General features: G+C 66.5%; 15 protein-coding genes. 1 reads left to right on the forward strand and 14 read right to left on the reverse strand.

The window, feature by feature from the left end; translation table 11 throughout:
* Positions 1-14 precede the first annotated feature (14 nt).
* From ruvB to V6657_RS02260, 10 genes are all read right to left on the reverse strand, one after another.
* Entirely contained in the window at positions 15-1,076 is a 1,062-nt protein-coding gene (gene ruvB / locus V6657_RS02215) for a Holliday junction branch migration DNA helicase RuvB (RefSeq protein WP_048934017.1), read from the reverse strand.
* 64 nt (positions 1,077-1,140) lie between these two features.
* On the reverse strand, positions 1,141-1,722 hold the full coding sequence (ruvA, locus tag V6657_RS02220; RefSeq protein WP_048934018.1) for a Holliday junction branch migration protein RuvA: 582 nt from the start codon (positions 1,720-1,722) through the stop codon (positions 1,141-1,143).
* A gap of 54 nt (positions 1,723-1,776) precedes the next feature.
* Positions 1,777-2,925, reverse strand: a complete 1,149-nt coding sequence (locus tag V6657_RS02225; RefSeq protein WP_048934019.1) for a glycerophosphodiester phosphodiesterase — start codon at positions 2,923-2,925, stop codon at positions 1,777-1,779.
* A 79-nt stretch (positions 2,926-3,004) separates the two neighbouring features.
* On the reverse strand, positions 3,005-3,550 hold the full coding sequence (ruvC, locus tag V6657_RS02230) for a crossover junction endodeoxyribonuclease RuvC (protein WP_048934020.1): 546 nt from the start codon (positions 3,548-3,550) through the stop codon (positions 3,005-3,007).
* 88 nt (positions 3,551-3,638) lie between these two features.
* Positions 3,639-5,213 (reverse strand): bifunctional phosphoribosylaminoimidazolecarboxamide formyltransferase/IMP cyclohydrolase, encoded by a 1,575-nt coding sequence (gene purH, locus V6657_RS02235; RefSeq protein ID WP_048934021.1) that lies wholly within the window; start codon positions 5,211-5,213, stop codon positions 3,639-3,641.
* A gap of 87 nt (positions 5,214-5,300) precedes the next feature.
* Positions 5,301-5,534, reverse strand: coding sequence for a Fis family transcriptional regulator (locus V6657_RS02240; protein WP_048934022.1), 234 nt, complete (start codon positions 5,532-5,534; stop codon positions 5,301-5,303).
* Positions 5,531-6,604, reverse strand: a complete 1,074-nt coding sequence (gene dusB / locus V6657_RS02245) for a tRNA dihydrouridine synthase DusB (protein WP_048934023.1) — start codon at positions 6,602-6,604, stop codon at positions 5,531-5,533. Before dusB ends, V6657_RS02240 begins: the two co-directional genes overlap by 4 nt.
* Before the next feature lie 196 nt (positions 6,605-6,800).
* Positions 6,801-8,066, reverse strand: a complete 1,266-nt coding sequence (locus V6657_RS02250) for an FAD-dependent oxidoreductase (RefSeq protein ID WP_048934024.1) — start codon at positions 8,064-8,066, stop codon at positions 6,801-6,803.
* Between the two features lie 3 nt (positions 8,067-8,069).
* Positions 8,070-9,308, reverse strand: coding sequence for a UbiH/UbiF/VisC/COQ6 family ubiquinone biosynthesis hydroxylase (locus V6657_RS02255; protein ID WP_048934025.1), 1,239 nt, complete (start codon positions 9,306-9,308; stop codon positions 8,070-8,072).
* On the reverse strand, positions 9,305-10,684 hold the full coding sequence (locus V6657_RS02260; protein WP_048934026.1) for an aminopeptidase P N-terminal domain-containing protein: 1,380 nt from the start codon (positions 10,682-10,684) through the stop codon (positions 9,305-9,307). The genes V6657_RS02255 and V6657_RS02260 overlap by 4 nt, the downstream gene beginning before the upstream one ends.
* 187 nt (positions 10,685-10,871) lie before the next feature.
* Between V6657_RS02260 and V6657_RS02265 the strand changes: the two genes are divergently transcribed.
* Positions 10,872-12,938 (forward strand): EAL domain-containing protein, encoded by a 2,067-nt coding sequence (locus V6657_RS02265; protein WP_048934027.1) that lies wholly within the window; start codon positions 10,872-10,874, stop codon positions 12,936-12,938.
* Here V6657_RS02265 and murU read toward each other — a convergent pair whose 3' ends face one another.
* From murU to V6657_RS02285, 4 genes are read right to left on the reverse strand one after another with little or no spacing between them, the layout of a single operon-like run.
* Entirely contained in the window at positions 12,939-13,646 is a 708-nt protein-coding gene (murU, locus tag V6657_RS02270) for an N-acetylmuramate alpha-1-phosphate uridylyltransferase MurU (protein WP_048934028.1), read from the reverse strand.
* Between the two features lie 20 nt (positions 13,647-13,666).
* Positions 13,667-13,993 (reverse strand): AzlD domain-containing protein, encoded by a 327-nt coding sequence (locus tag V6657_RS02275; protein WP_048934029.1) that lies wholly within the window; start codon positions 13,991-13,993, stop codon positions 13,667-13,669.
* Positions 13,990-14,727, reverse strand: a complete 738-nt coding sequence (locus V6657_RS02280; RefSeq protein WP_048934030.1) for an AzlC family ABC transporter permease — start codon at positions 14,725-14,727, stop codon at positions 13,990-13,992. Before V6657_RS02280 ends, V6657_RS02275 begins: the two co-directional genes overlap by 4 nt.
* 11 nt (positions 14,728-14,738) lie before the next feature.
* On the reverse strand, positions 14,739-15,824 hold the full coding sequence (locus tag V6657_RS02285) for an aminoglycoside phosphotransferase family protein (protein ID WP_048934031.1): 1,086 nt from the start codon (positions 15,822-15,824) through the stop codon (positions 14,739-14,741).
* Between the last annotated feature and the right edge of the window lie 50 nt (positions 15,825-15,874).

Genomic DNA, 15,874 nt, shown 5'->3' on the forward strand with positions numbered 1-15,874 from the left:
CGTTATGCAGACCGTTAGTTGTTGCCGTCCCAGAGGTCGCCCTTGGGGGCGCCTAGGCCAAAGTGCTGATACGCCGAGGCCGTGGCCACGCGCCCGCGCGGCGTGCGCTGCAGGTAGCCCTGCTGGATCAGGTACGGCTCGAGCACGTCTTCAATCGTGTCGCGCTCTTCGCCGATGGCGGCGGCCAGGTTGTCGATACCGACCGGCCCGCCGTTGAACTTATGCAGGATCGCTTCGAGCAGCTTGCGGTCCATCAGGTCGAAGCCGACCGCATCGACATCGAGCATCGCCAGCGCGGCGTCAGCCACTTTGCGCGTGATGACGCCATCGGCCTTGACCTCGGCGTAATCGCGCACGCGGCGCAGCAGGCGGTTGGCGATACGCGGTGTGCCGCGCGAGCGCTTGGCGATCTCCAGTGCGCCGTCTTCGGCGATCTTGGCGTTGAGCAGGCCAGCCGAGCGCGTGACGATCTTCGCCAGCTCGGCGGGCGTGTAGAACTCCAGCCGCGCGACGATGCCGAAGCGGTCGCGCAGCGGGTTGGTCAGCATGCCGGCGCGCGTGGTGGCGCCCACCAGTGTGAACGGCTGCAGATCGAGCTTGACCGAGCGCGCCGCCGGGCCCTCGCCGATCATGATGTCGATCTGGTAGTCCTCCAGCGCCGGATACAGGATTTCCTCCACCACGGGCGAGAGCCGGTGGATCTCGTCGATGAAGAGGACGTCGTTGGCTTCGAGGTTGGTGAGCAGCGCGGCCAGGTCGCCCGGGCGCTCCAGCACGGGGCCGGAGGTCTGGCGCAGGTTGACCCCCATCTCGCGCGCGATGATGTGCGCCAGCGTCGTCTTGCCCAGGCCCGGCGGGCCGAACAGCAGCACGTGGTCGAGCGCTTCGCTGCGGTTCTTGGCCGCCGTCATGAAGATGTCGAGCTGGCCGCGCACCTTTTCCTGGCCGACGTATTCGTCGAGCAGCTTGGGGCGCAGCGCGCGCTCGAAGGCCTCCTCGTTGGGGGAGGCGGGGGACGCTGAGATGATGCGCTCAGCGGAGACGGCCTTGGCGGCGAGCTTGTCGGTTTCGATCATGAGGGGCAGACGGCCCAGGATGGCCGCGAACGGGCCATTTTACCGCCTCGCCACCGCCTGGGCTTCAGCCTTTTGAGAGCGCCTTGAGCGCCAGCTTGATGCCGTCCGACACGCCCGTGCCGGCCGGCACCTGTTTGATGGCGAGCGCGGCTTCCTTGTCGGAATAGCCCAGCGCGAGCAGGGCGTTGAGCACGTCGACGGCGTCGTCCGACACGGCCGGACCACCAGGAACCGCACCCAGGTCGGCGCCGAGCTTGCCCTTGAGTTCGAGCAGCAGGCGCTCGGCGGTCTTTTTGCCGATACCGGGAATGCGCGTCAGCCGCCCGGCTTCCTGCAGCGTGACTGCCTGCGCAAGTTCCGCCACCGACATGCCCGACAGCACCGCCAGCGCAATCCGCGCGCCGATGCCCGAAATCTTGATGAGCTGACGGAAGGTTTCGCGTTCAGCTGCGGTGCCGAAACCGTAGAGCAGGTGCGCATCCTCGCGCACGATCTGCTGGATGAGCAGCACGATCGGCGCGCCGGTGGCGGGCAGGTTGTAGAACGTGCTCATCGGCACGTCGATCTCATAGCCGACGCCGTGGCAATCGACCAGCAGGTGCGGCGGGTTCTTTTCGACCAGCGTCCCGGCGATGCGTCCGATCATGTGATTCCTCCAAAACGGGACGCAGTGTAGCTGATGCCGGGCCGCGAAAATGCCTCAGCGCTTGAACGTCGACACGGCCTGTCGCCCGATGGCCGGATCGTCAGTGAAGAAACCGTCGATGCCTGCGCGCAGAAAGGCCTGGATTTCCTGGATCGAGCCGTTGACGTTGCGCGTGTTGTCCGCACCACTGCGCAGGGAGGGCGGCAGGAAGGTGTTCTCTGGCCGGAAGGTGTAGGGGTGAACGACCAAACCAGCGTTATGCGCGTTGCGGACCAGGTCGGTCGGGTCGGTCAGCTTGCCGTTGGCATCCAGCCCCATGATGCTGCTCTTGTCCGGGCCGACGCCGTTGGCATAGGCGGCGATGTCGCGCATGCCGCGGCTGGTCATCATGTCGCCGAAGGTGCGACTGTCCTTGGCGACCACGAAGTCAAACGGCTGCCGGCTGGACGTGCCCATCAATTGCACGAGCTTCCAGTTCGGTTGGCTGCTGCCGATCTTGTTGCGGATGGTCTTGAGGTTGGCGACTTCAAACGACTGGATGTAGACCGTGGTGCGGCTGGCCGTGAAGGCATCGCGGCGCAGGCCGTCGATCAGTTTGTCTTCGAGCGGCAGGCCGATCGACTGGAAGTACGTCGGGTGCTTGGTTTCCGGATAGATGGCGATATTGCGGCCGAGCCTGGCGGATTGGTCCCGCGCCAGCGCCACGATCTCGTCGAGCGTGGGGATCTGGAACTGGTCGTTGTAGACGACGTTGTTGGGACGGATGCTCGGGATGCGCTCGCGGGCGCGCAGCGTCTTGAGCTCAACGAGGGTGAAGTCTTCCGTGAACCAGCCGGTAATGCTCTGGCCGTCTATCGTCTTGGTGGTCTTGCGGCCGGCAAACGCGGCGACGTCGGCCACGTTGGTGGTGCCGGAGATCTCGTTCTCATGCCGCGCCACCAGCACGCCGTCCTTGGTGGAAACGAGATCCGGTTCGATGACGTCGGCGCCATCGTCGATGGCCTTTTGATACGACGCCAGCGTGTGCTCGGGCCGCAATGCCGAGGCGCCCCGGTGGCCGATCACCTGGATGGTGGTGATGGGTGTGGTGCCACCACCGCCACTGCCGTTGGTGCCGCCGTGGTTGTATTCCATCCGGCAGGCGGACAGTGCGACAACTGCAGTCAGGGCAAGCGGGCTCAGCAGGGCAAGGCGGCGCGACATCGGGGGCTCCCGGAAACGGACTCCCCGCATGGTAGTCGCCGTGCCGTGAGGGAGCTACCTGCAGGCTTTGAGAATCCTGTCAGCCGACCAGACGGCCGCGCCGCACGCGCAGGCCCTTTTGCGCAAGCTGTGGCGCCAGCCCGGCCATGGCGGCCAGCGTCTCGCCGCCGTGTGCGTGGCAGATCGCCACGCCGAGTGCGTCGGAGGCATCGGAGCCGGGTTTGCCTTCGAGATTGAGCAGGCGCACGACCATCTCCTGCACCTGGTCCTTGTTGGCACGGCCGTAGCCGACCACGGCCTGCTTCAGTTGCAGCGCGGTGTATTCGAACACCGGCAGGTGGCCGCTCATCAGCCCGCAGATCACCGCGCCGCGGGCCTGGCCCAGCAGCAGTGTCGATTGCGGGTTGACGTTGACGAAGACTTTTTCGATGGACGCGCAGTCGGGCCGGTACGTGCTCACCAGTTCCGACACGCCGTCGTACAGCGTTTTCAGCCGGCTGGGCAGATCGGCATTGCCGTTGCTCTTGATCGTGCCCGAGGCCACGTAGACGAGCTTGTGGCCGTGCCGTTCGAGCACGCCGAAACCGGTTGTGCGAAGGCCGGGGTCGATGCCGAGGATGCGCATGAAGGAAGCGAGGTGAGGTGCCAAAGAAAAACGGGGCAAGGCGCCAGTTTACGCCTTGCCCCGTTTGATCGGTCGAAGACCGTGTTGCTTAGTGGCGGAAGTGACGCGTGCCCGTGAAGATCATCGCCACGTTGCGCTCATCGGCGGCGGCGATCACTTCATCGTCGCGCACCGAGCCGCCCGGCTGGATCACGCACGAGGCGCCGGCATCGACCACCACGTCCAGGCCATCGCGGAACGGGAAGAACGCATCCGACGCCACGGCCGAACCGGCCAGCGTCAGACCAGCGTTCTGCGCCTTGATGCTGGCGATACGGGCCGAGTCCACACGGCTCATCTGGCCGGCGCCCACGCCCAGCGTCATGCCGCCGCCGCAGAACACGATGGCGTTCGACTTGACGAACTTGGCGACGCGCCAGGCGAACATCAGGTCGTCCATTTCCTTCGGGGTCGGGTGGCGCTTGGTGACCACGCGCAGCTCGCTCGGCTGCACGTTCTTGGCGTCCGGGCTCTGCACCAGCAGGCCGCCGCCAACGCGCTTGAAGTCGTACGCGTTCACGCCGTTGCCGAGCGGGATTTCCAGCACGCGCACATTCTGCTTGGCCGCGAACACGGCACGCGCGCCTTCCGTAAAGCCCGGGGCGATCAGCACTTCCACGAACTGCTTGGCGACGATCTGCGCGGCCGCTTCATCCAGCGGCACGTTGAAGGCGATGATGCCGCCGAAGGCCGAGGTCGAATCGGTCTTGAAAGCCTTCTCATACGCTTCCTGTGCGGTGCCGCCGATGGCCACGCCGCACGGGTTGGCGTGCTTGATGATGACGCATGCGGCGCCCTTGGCCGGGTCGAACGACTTCACGCATTCCCACGCGGCATCGGCGTCGGCGATGTTGTTGTACGACAGCTCCTTGCCCTGCAGCTGCGTGTAGTTGGCGAGTGCGCCGTTCACGGCCTTCAGGTCACGGTAGAAGGCGGCAGACTGGTGCGGGTTCTCGCCGTAGCGCATTTCCTGCACCTTGTCGAAGGCCAGGTTCAGCGTCTGCGGATACGCGCTGCGCGTGCTGTGCGACTTGTCGGCGCCCAGGCTCGTCAGGTAGTTGGTGATGGCGCCGTCGTACTGCGCAGTGTGCGCGAACACCTTCTTGGCCAGCATGAAGTTGGTCTCGTAGCCGACGGTGTTGTTGTTGGCCTGCATCTCGGCCAGCACGGTGGCGTAGTCGGCCGGGTCGACGATGACCGTCACGTCGCGGTGGTTCTTGGCCGCCGAGCGCAGCATGGTCGGGCCGCCGATGTCGATGTTCTCGATGGCGTCGGCCAGCGAGCATTCGTCCTTGGCCACCGTCTGCTGGAACGGGTACAGGTTCACCACCAGCAGGTCGATGGTCGGGATGCTGTGCTCGGACAGCGCAGCCATGTGCTCGGGCAGATCACGGCGGGCCAGGATGCCGCCGTGCACCTTCGGGTGCAGCGTCTTGACGCGGCCGTCGAGCATTTCCGGAAAGCCCGTGTAGTCGGCCACTTCCGTCACGGGCAGGCCCGATTCGGCGAGCAGCTTGGCGGTGCCGCCGGTGGAGAGGAGCTTGACGCCACGCTCGTGCAGGGCACGGGCAAAGTCGACGATGCCGGTCTTGTCGGAAACGGAAAGCAGGGCTTGCTGGATCATGGTGGGAACGCCGGAGGGCGAAAGTGGCACCTTGCGATGCCGTCAGAAAGAAAATCGGTTCGAAGCCTGAACGCTATCTCAGCCAGGTCACAGCAACCCGTGCTGTTGCAACTTTTTGCGCAGCGTGTTGCGGTTGATGCCGAGATAGTCAGCCGCCTGCGACTGGTTATTGGACGCCCATGCCATCACGGTTTCCAGCAGCGGCCGTTCGACGGCCTGCAGCACCATGTCATAGACATTGGACGGGTTTTCGCCATCCAGGTCGCGGTAATACGTATCCAGGCTGTCGCGGATGCAGCGTTCGATCGGGTTGCGGCTCATGCGGCAAGCAGTTCCTTGTTGTTGTCGTTGTTGTTGCCCGTCGTGGGGCGCTCGCTGTCAGTGGTGTGCTGGTCTTCGTAGACCAAGCGGTCAGACAGCGCGCGCTGTTCGTCGAAGAACGCGTTGACGGCAGCAAGCTGCGCCGCGGTGTCTTCGATCGTATTCATGCGGTGGCGGAACAGGTTGGCCCCCGCCAACCCGCGCGTGTACCAAGCGATGTGCTTGCGTGCGGTGCGTACGCCCGTGAATTCGCCGTAGAACGCGTAGTGCTCTTCCAGGTGCGCATTCATGATCCCGCGAATCTCTTCCACCTCCGGCGCCGGCAGCAGCGTGCCGGTGTTCAGAAAGTGTTCGATCTCGCGGAACAGCCACGGGCGCCCCTGCGCCGCGCGGCCGATCATGATGGCATCGGCGCCGGTCACCGCCAGTACATGCTTGGCCTTGGCTGGCGTGGCGATATCGCCGTTGGCGACCACCGGAATGCGCACCGACGCCTTGACCGCGGCGATGGTGTCGTACTCCGCATCGCCGTGGTACAGGTCGGCACGCGTGCGGCCGTGTACGGTCAGCATGCTGATGCCCGCGTCCTGCGCGATGCGTGCCACGGTGAGCGCGTTGCGATGTTCGCGGTCCCACCCGGTGCGGATCTTGAGCGTGACTGGCACGCGGTCACCCACTGCACCCACAACCGCCTCGACGATGCGCTGGACCAGCGGCTCGTTCTGCAGCAGGGCGGAACCGGCGGCCACGTTGCACACCTTCTTGGCCGGGCAGCCCATGTTGATGTCGATGATCTGCGCGCCGCGGTCAACGTTGTAGCGGGCGGCCTCGGCCATCATCATCGGCTCGGCGCCAGCAATCTGCACGGAGATCGGCTCCACTTCGCCTTCGTGATTGGCGCGCCGCATGGTCTTTTCGCTTTTCCAGAGCTGCGCGTTGGACGCGACCATCTCGGACACCGCATAGCCCGCGCCCAGCCGCTTGCAGAGCTGGCGGAACGGGCGATCCGTCACACCCGCCATGGGGGCGACGAACAGGTTGTTGCGGAGGGTATGCGGTCCGATCTGCACGGTGCGCGATGCGTGGCTAGCGATGGAGAAACGAAAAAACAGCCCCTTCCGCCCGGGTCGATGGACACATTGGGCGGAGCGACGGGGGTGAAAATGCGAGGACGGGATTTTACCGCCAAACGGCCGAATTGCCTAAATGTTGTGCACAAACTATGCGGCGGTGCGTTCGGCGCGGCCGTCGCTGTCGTGGCAATCGTTACCGGAAGCGCTGCAGGCTGTAGGGGCTGGCGTCGATGAACGGCGGGCGTCCGGCCACCAGATCAGCGATCAGCCGGGCCGTGCCGGGCGCGCCGGTCATGCCCAGGTGGCCATGGCCAAAGGCGAAGAACACGTTGCGGTAACGCTCCGAGCGATCAATCACGGGCAGGCTGTCCGGCAGGGATGGCCGATGGCCCATCCAGGCGCTGTCCTCGGCAAACGTGAGGCCGGGGAAGAGCTGCTGGCCCTGCCGTTGCAGGACGCCGGCGCGCCGGTAGTCGGGCGGGGCATCCAGCCCGCCGATTTCCACCGTGCCCGCAATCCGCAGGCCGCCTTCCATGGGCGTGGCGATGAATTTGCGTTCGCAATCCATGACCGGTCGCGAGGGTTGTACGGTGGGTGCAGACAGCGTAGCGTGATAGCCGCGCTCGGTATCCAGCGGGACGCGGATGCCCGTGAGCCTGGCGCCCAGCCGCATCGACCAGGCCCCCGCGCAGAGGATGAGGGTGGAGACGGGCAGCGTGCCGCAATCCGTGTACAGCCGCGTGGGGCCATGCTCGCCAAACTCGAAATCCAGCACCTTGCGCCGCAGGACTGTGCCGCCCGCCACCACAAAGTTGGCCGCCAGTGTTTTGACCAGCCGTTCCGGATTGCACGTGAAGCCGTTGTCGGGCAGCAGCAGGCCCGATTGAATGTCGGGCGCGAGCGTGGGTTCCAGTTCGCGCGTCTCGCCCGCGCTCAGCGCTTGCGAGCGCACGCCGGTCGTGTCGCGAATCGACTGCGCCAGCCGGTCGCCCGACGAGCGCGCCAGTGTGCGCCACACATACAGATGGCCGGACTGGCGAATCAGCCCGTCGTATTGCGTGGCGTCGAGCAGGCTGCGATAGCCAGGAAAGGTCGCGCCAAAGAGGTTCGCCAGCGACGGCGCTGTCGCGCGGGCCTGCACCTCGTTGCCTGCGCGTACCCATTGCAATAGCCAGGGCAGTGCGCGTGGCAGGTAGGGCCAGCGTACGGTCAGTGGCCCCATCGGATCGGCCAGCCATTTCGGTACCTGCTTCAGCATGCCCGGCAGCGCCATCGGCACGACCGAGGCCACGCTCAGGCAACCCGCGTTGCCAAACGAGCAGCCTTCGCCAACACCGGCCTGATCCAGCAGAGTGACCTGATAGCCGTCACGCTGTAGTTGCAATGCGCATGCGGTGCCGACAATGCCGGCGCCCACCACGGTGATGTGTGGGTGATCGCCGGCACCGGTTTGGATCACGCGTTAGCCTCGCTGCCCAAACATCATCTGCCGCGCTAGCCCGTGCTTGAGCGGCGGCAGGCATTCCAGCAGCGTGAGTGCCGCGCCGCGCAGGTGGCCAAACGGCCGGCCTGGCACCGCGAACGCGCGCGGCAGCAGGTCGGTCAGGCCGATGGTGATGGCGCGGTCGAAGGAGCGTTCACGGGCAAAGCGGGCGAGGGCGGCAGGTGTCGCACCGTCGCGCAGCGTGCGTGCCATTTCGAACGCATCGCGCAGGCCCAGGTTGAAGCCTTGGCCGGCGACGGGGTGAATGGTCTGCGCGGCGTTGCCGATGGCAGCGACACGGCGGTCGACGGGGATGCGCTGTGCATGCAGCCCGAGCGCGAAGGTATGGCGCGGGCCGACCTGTGTGAAGTGGCCCATGCGGTCGCCAAAGGCGGTGCTCAATTCCGTGAGGAAGGCGTCTTCCGGCAAACCGGCGCGGCGGCGTGCCTCGTCAGGCGAGCAGCACCAGACCAGCGCGTAGCCAGGCCCTTGCGTGTCGTCCTGCGGTAGCAGCGCGAGCGGGCCTTCGTTGGTGAAGCGCTCCCACGCCCAGCCTTCCAGCGGCGCCGAGCAGCGGACATGCGCGACGATGGCGGTCTGGCCGTAGTCGCGGCGGCGTGCATGCGAGAGCCCGCCCGCCTGCCTGCGCGCATCGTCGAACAGGCCGCCTTCGGCTTGCACGACGACTTCGGTTTCGATGGCGAGTGGATGGCGTCCCTCATGTGGCCCCCCCTGCAATGCCCGCACCCGTGCCGGCGCGACGGTGCCATCGGCGCGCGGCAGTTGCTCGACGCGCTCGACCGGCGTGTGGTCGTAGCGCGTGAGGCGGTTCGGGTAGCGCTGCATCTGCGTGGCCAGTGCGGCGTTGAGCGCGGCGCTCAGGTCGCCGTATTGCACGACGTGGCCGAGCGCGGGGACGTCGTAGTCTTCGCGGCGGATATGCGCCTGCCCAAAGTGGCCGCGCTGCGAGACATGAATATGCGTGATGGGCGTGGCGCGCGCGGGCCAGCCGCCAATCTCCTGCAGCAGCACGCGTGAGCCGTGCGACAGCGCCAACGCGCGCGGGTCGCGTGCGGCGGCTTCAGCATCGCGCGCGTCGAACAGGGCGATGCGCCAGTCGGTATCGCGCAGCAGCCAGTTGGCCAGCGCCAGTCCCACCGGCCCGGCGCCGACGATGGCGACGTCAAAGTCCGGCGCTGTACCCGTTGTGTCGGTCATTGCTGGCCTCGCATGACCGCTTCGATGTCGGCAACGGCCACCGGCACATCGCGCGTGATGATTTCGCAACCGTTGGGTGTGACGATGGCATCGTCTTCGATGCGGATGCCGATGTGCCAGTACTGCTCGGGCACGCCTGCTGCGGGACGCACGTAGATGCCGGGCTCGACGGTCAGCACCATGCCGGCTTCCAGCGGGCGCCACGGGCGCTCTCCACCGGCCGGCGCGGCGGCGCCCGGTGTGCGGTATTCGCCCACGTCGTGCACATCCATGCCGAGCCAGTGGCCGGTGCGGTGCATGTAGAACTGGCGGTACTGGCCGCCGGCGAGTACATCGTCGAGCGTGCCGACCTGGTTGGCGTCGAGCAGGCCCGTATCGAGCATGCCCTGCGCCAGCACGCGCGTGGCGGCGTCATGCGGCACGTTGTACGGCACGCCTGGGCGTGTCTCGGCAATGGCAGCTTCCTGCGCGGCCACCACGAGTTCATACAGTTCGCGCTGCGGGCCGGTAAAGCGGCCGTTGACGGGGAAGGTGCGGGTGATGTCCGACGCGTAACCGTCCAGCTCGCAGCCGGCGTCGATCAGGCAGAGATCGCCGTCGCGCAGTTCGGCGTTGCCGGCGCGGTAGTGCAGCACGCACGCGTTCGGGCCGGTGGCGACGATGGAGTTGTAGGCGACGCTCTGCGCGCCATGGCGGCGGAATTCGTATAGCAGTTCGGCTTCGAGGTGGTACTCGCGCAGCCCGGCGCGGGAGGCCTGCATGGCGCGCACGTGTGCGCCGGCCGAGATGCGCCCAGCGCGACGCATGATGTCGAGTTCGCCCGCATCCTTGAACAGGCGCAGTTCATCGAGGATGGCGCGCACGTCGAGTGCCTGATGCGGCGACGACACGCCCGCGCGGCCTTGCATGCGCACCGCGTCGAGCCAGCGGCGCATACGGCGGTCGAACGTGCCGCTCTCGGCCAGCGGGTAGGCCACGGCCGCCGCGTTGGCGAGCAGCCCAGGCAAGGTCGCGTCGATGTCTTCGACAGAGTGCGCTTCCTCCAGGCCGAAGGCTTCGCGGGCGGCTTCGGGGCCGAAGCGGAAGCCGTCCCAGATCTCGCGTTCTTCATGCTTCGGGCGGCAGAACAGCACGCTGCGCGCGGGTTCGCCGCCGGCCGGCACGACGATGGCGAGCACCGCTTCGGGCTCGGTAAAGCCGGTCAGGTAGTAGAAATAGCTGTCGTGCCGGTAGGGGTAATCGCTGTCGCGGTTGCGCATGGCTTCCGGCGCGGTCGGCACGATGGCCACACCGCCACCCGCCGCGCGCAGCCACTGCGCGACGCGCTCGCGGCGCTGGCGATAGGTCTGGAGGAAAGCGAGTTCGGTGGCAGACATGGCGTGATTTCCAGCGGCAAACAAGGATCGATGAATTGTAACGCCGCCCCCTTCGCGAGCATCCGTGGCGGATCAATTGCAAAGAAAATTGTGACGTGCGAGGACCTCCTCTAAAGTCTGGGGCGAATGCGGTCGATGAACCGCGGTGGGGTCTGGCCGCATTGCACCGGTCTGCCCAGGAGAACCGATGCTTGCCAGTAGCTATAACCCCCTTCTTGTCCTTCTTTCCCTTTTCGTGGCCATCCTGGCGTCGTATACCGCGCTGGACATGGCCGGTCGGGTTGTTACCGCGCAGGGCCGTGCCGCGTTCTGGTGGCTGGTCGGTGGTGCATCGGCCATGGGGCTGGGCATCTGGTCGATGCACTTTGTCGGCATGTTGGCCTTCAGCCTGCCGATTCCACTCGGCTATGACGTATCAATCACTCTCGGCTCGCTCGCCATTGCCATTGCTTCGTCGGCATTTGCGCTGTGGCTGGTGAGCCGGCGCGAACTGCCGTGGCCGCGGCTGGTGGGTGGCGCGTTGTTGATGGGATCGGGCGTGGCCGGGATGCACTACGCGGGCATGGCTGCGCTGCGCATGACACCGGGCATCCAGTACGACCCCGCCATCTTCGCGCTGTCGGTGGGGGTGGCGGTGCTGGCTTCGGGCGTGGCACTGTGGATTGCCTTCCGCCTGCGGCGTCAGTCGCAGCGTGTGCGTGCGCTGCGCGCCGGATCGGCCGTGGTGATGGGCGTGGCGATTGTCGGCATGCACTACACGGGCATGGCGGCGGCCGCGTTTCCGTTCGGCAGCGTGTGCGGCGCGGCGTATACCGGCGCGAGCGCGGAATGGCTGGCGCTGGTCATCATCATCGTCACGCTGGCGGTGCTGGCGATTGCGCTGATCATCTCCGTACTCGACTTGCGCATGGAGGCGCGCACCGCCGTGCTGGCGCATTCCCTTGCCGAAGCCAATCAGGAGCTGGCCTACCTGGCGCTGCACGACAACCTGACCAAGCTGTCCAATCGCCTGCTGCTGGAAGATCGCCTGAACCAGGCGATTCGCACAGCAGACCGCGAGAAGCGCCACTTCGCGCTGATGTTCATGGACCTGGACGGCTTCAAGGCCATCAATGACGTCTACGGCCACCATGTGGGCGACCTGCTGCTGATTGACGTGGCCCAGCGCATCGTCGCGCGTGTGCGCCAGCAGGACACCGTGGCACGTGTCGGTGGCGACGAATTCGTCGTGCTCGCTTACGTGGATGATCCGCAAGACGCCGGTACGCTGGCCGATGCGCTGCTAGAGGTGGTGCGCGAGCCGTTCATCGCGGGCGGGCACGAGTTGCGCGTGTCGACCAGCATCGGCATCTCCATGTACCCCGGCGATGGCGGCAACCAGCACGATCTGCTTACCAATGCCGACGCGGCCATGTACCACGCCAAGGGTCTGGGCCGGAACGCGTACTGCTTCTTCGAGCCGTCGATGAATGCCAACGTGCACAAGCAACTGCAGCTTGTGCAGGACCTGCGCCTGGCGATCGAGCGGAATGAACTCGTGCTGCACTACCAGCCAAAATTCCATGCGCCCAATGGGCCGATCCTGGGCGTCGAGGCGCTGGTGCGCTGGCAGCATCCGGTGCGCGGGCTGGTCTCGGCGGATGAATTCATCCCGCTGGCTGAGAAGACCGGCCTGATCGTGCCGCTCGGTGCCTGGGTGCTGAACGAAGCCTGCCGCCAGATGGCGCAGTGGCACAGCGAAGGGCACACCACGTGGAGCGTCGCCGTGAATCTCTCCGCGCTGCAGTTTGCCCACGCGGCGCTCATCGATACGGTACGTGACGTGCTGGCGCGCCACGCGCTCGACCCGCATTGCCTGATGCTGGAGATTACCGAGTCGACCGCCATGCGCGATGCCGATGCCAGCCTGCAGATCCTGCAGCAGCTCGATGCCATGGGCGTGCGCATCTCCATCGACGATTTCGGTACTGGGTATTCGAGCTTGCTGTACCTCAAGCGCTTGCCGGCCAGCGAGCTGAAGATCGACCGCGGCTTTGTGCGCGACCTGGCGCACGACACCGAGGACGCGGCCATCGTGTCGGCGATCGTGGCGCTGGGCCAGACGCTGAACCTGCGCATCGTTGCCGAGGGTGTGGAGACGGCTGAGCAGCAGGCGTTCCTCACGCGGCTCGGGTGCGATTCTTTGCAGGGCTATCTGCTGGGCCGCCCGATGGCGGCAGAATCGCTGAGCGCCACGACGTTGCCGTCGCCTTAATCAGGCCGGCTGCGACCCCAGTTCGGCGTCCAGCGCGGCCAGTTGGGCGGGGGTGCCGACGTTTTCCCAGCGGCCATCGAAGCGCTCGCCGGTGGCGCGGCCTTCTGCGATGGCCTGGTGGTACAGCGGCGTCATCGCCAGGCGCGTGCCCGGCGCGATGCCGGCAAACAGGCGGGTGTCGTACAGGCCGATGTTGCCGAACGTGAGCCGTTGCCCGCCATCGGCGCGGAGTGCGCCGTCATCAGTCAGGGCAAAGTCGCCCCGCAGATGGTAGGGCGGGTTGGGCACCATCACGAGGTGCATGCCCGGCACGGGCTGCACAGCCATGGCGGGCGCGCGCTCGCGCAGTGCGGTGTAGTCGTAATCGCAAAACACATCGCCGCTGATGGCGATGAATACGCTGTGGCCATCACCGGCATGCAGCAGCGGCATGGCCTGGGCGACCCCGCCGGCTGTCTCCAGCGCAACGCCCTCCGGCGAGTAGGCAAGGCGCACGCCCCAGGTGCTGCCGTTGCCGAGCGCGGCTTCAATCTGCGCGCCCAGCCAGGCGTGGTTGATGACGATGTCGCGCACACCGGCCGCGGCCAAGCGTTCGATCTGCCAGACGATGAGCGGTTTGCCGCCCACGCTGAGCAGGGGTTTGGGCGTGTGGTCGGTCAGCGGCCGCATGCGGTCACCGCGGCCTGCCGCAAAAATCATGGCCCGCATTGTGGAGTGCAGCGTGGAGCTCAAGCCATCACCTTCATGAGAATCAGCAGCACAGCCATGCCGCCAACGATGGTCCACATCGCGCTCTTGGTGACACGCGCAATGACAATGGCGACGATGCCGGCGATCAGGCGCGGGTTGTCGGCTGATACGGCCAGCGCGCCGTCGCGCATCAGCAGATCGGGCGCGATCAACGCGGTCAGCATGGCCGCCGGCACGTAGGGCAGGGCGCTGCGGAACCACGTCGGCAGGTTCATGCGCCCTTCCAGCGCGATGAACGACAGGCGGATCAGGTAGGTGGCCGCGCCAGAAATCAGCAGCACGCCGAAGAGGATGAGCGCTTTCATACCGCTGCCTCTGTCTTCGGCCGGTTCAGCAACCGCTCCACAATCGCACCGATGGCGATACCCACGCACGCCGCACTCATCAACCCCAGCTTATGCGGCCAGCCCGTCCAAGCGACGGCCAGTGCCGCGCCAGTGAGCGCTGCGGCCAGTTGCGCACGCGTGCGCAGCGACGGCACCACGATGGCGATGAACGTGAGCGGCAGGAAGAAATCGAGCGGCCAGGTGGTCGGCACCTGCGCGCCGAGCAGCACACCAACGATGGTCGACGTTTGCCAACTCGTCCACAGCGCCACACCGGCGCCGAGGAAGTACCAGTGGCGGTAGGCCGTCTCTTCCGCCCCCGAGTTTGCGTTGGAACGTGCGTTGACGACACGGCGGTTCATGGCGGCGAACGCCTCGTCCGTCAGCAGATAGGCGATCAGCCATTTCCAGCGGCGCGGCAGGTGCGCCAGCGCCGGGGCAATGCTGGCCGAATACAGTGCGTGGCGCAGGTTCACCATCGACACCGTCGCCGCAATGACCAGCGCGGGCGCGCCGCCGGCCCACAGCTGCACCAGGATCATCTGCGATGCGCCACCGAACACGATGGCGCTCATCGCCACGGCCAGCCACGCGGGCATGCCGGCCGACGTGGCCAGCACGCCGTAGATCAGGCCGAACGGCACCACGCCCAGCAGCATCGGGGCGAGTGCGAGAACGCCGGCGCGGAATTCAGCAGCGCGTGGGGAGGCCATTGGATTGGATATCAGAACGTGTAACCGATCTGCTGGGCGCGATCTTCAAGCTGATCGAGCAGGCGGGCGAGCGGCGCCAGCGCGTTGTAGCGGCTGCAGACGCGGCGCAGATAGGCGATAAAGCGCGGCGTGTCTTCCACGTAGCCGGTCTTGCCGTCGCGGTAGCGCAGGCGCGCGAAGATGCCGGCCACCTTCAGGTGACGCTGCGCGCCCATCCATTCGAGCGCGCGGTAGAACTCGCCGAAGTCTTCATCCACCGGTAGGCCGGCTTTGCGGGCGGCTTCCCAGTAGCGCACGGCCCAGTCGAGCTCCTCTTCTTCTTCCCACGACAGGAAGGCGTCGCGCAGCAGCGAGGCGGCGTCGTACGTGATCGGACCGTAGACTGCGTCCTGGAAGTCCAGCACACCCGGCTGCGATGGGTCGGCCGCGTTGATCATCAGGTTGCGCGGCATGTAATCACGATGCACGTACACCTTCGGCTGAGCCAGGGCGCTGTCGACCAGCAGCTTGAAGACCTTGTCGAGCGATTCGCGCTGGGTGGCGTCGAGCGGGCGCTGCAGGTGGCGATCGATGTACCAGTCGGGGAACAGCGACAGCTCGCGGCGCAGCAGCGCTTCGTCGTACGGCGGCAGCTCGCCTTCGCGCGAGGCCAGTTGCCAGCGCACCAGCGTGTGGATGGCCGGACGGAACAGCGTGTTGGCGTAGGCGAGGTCGAAATCGCGCTCGCGCAGCGACTGCAGGTAGGTTTGCGGGCCCAGATCGGTCAGCAGCAGGAAGCCCTGCGCGAGGTCCTGTTCCAGCACCTGCGGCGCGCGCACGCCGGCGCCGTTCAGCAGGCCGGCCACATGGACGAAGGGGCGGCAGTCCTCCTGCGGCGGCGGGGCATCCATCAGGATGAGGGTGCTGGGCTGGCCACCGGATTGGTCGCCAGCGGCGCCGTCTACGCGGAAGTAACGACGGAAGCTGGCATCGGCCGAGGCGGGGCGCAGCGTATCGATGTGCAGCCCGTGGGCGGCGGGCAAAGTGCTGAGCCAGTCGCGCAGTTGATCGAGACGCGCGTCGGTTGCGCCGGTGGCGGCGCCAGGGGTCGAAGCCATGCTGAGGGAACGCTGGAATGAGGCAGGAAAGAAGCCCCGTATAATACCCG

The sequence above is a fragment of the Ralstonia sp. RRA genome (assembly GCF_037023145.1).
In the GTDB taxonomy this organism is placed as follows: domain Bacteria; phylum Pseudomonadota; class Gammaproteobacteria; order Burkholderiales; family Burkholderiaceae; genus Ralstonia.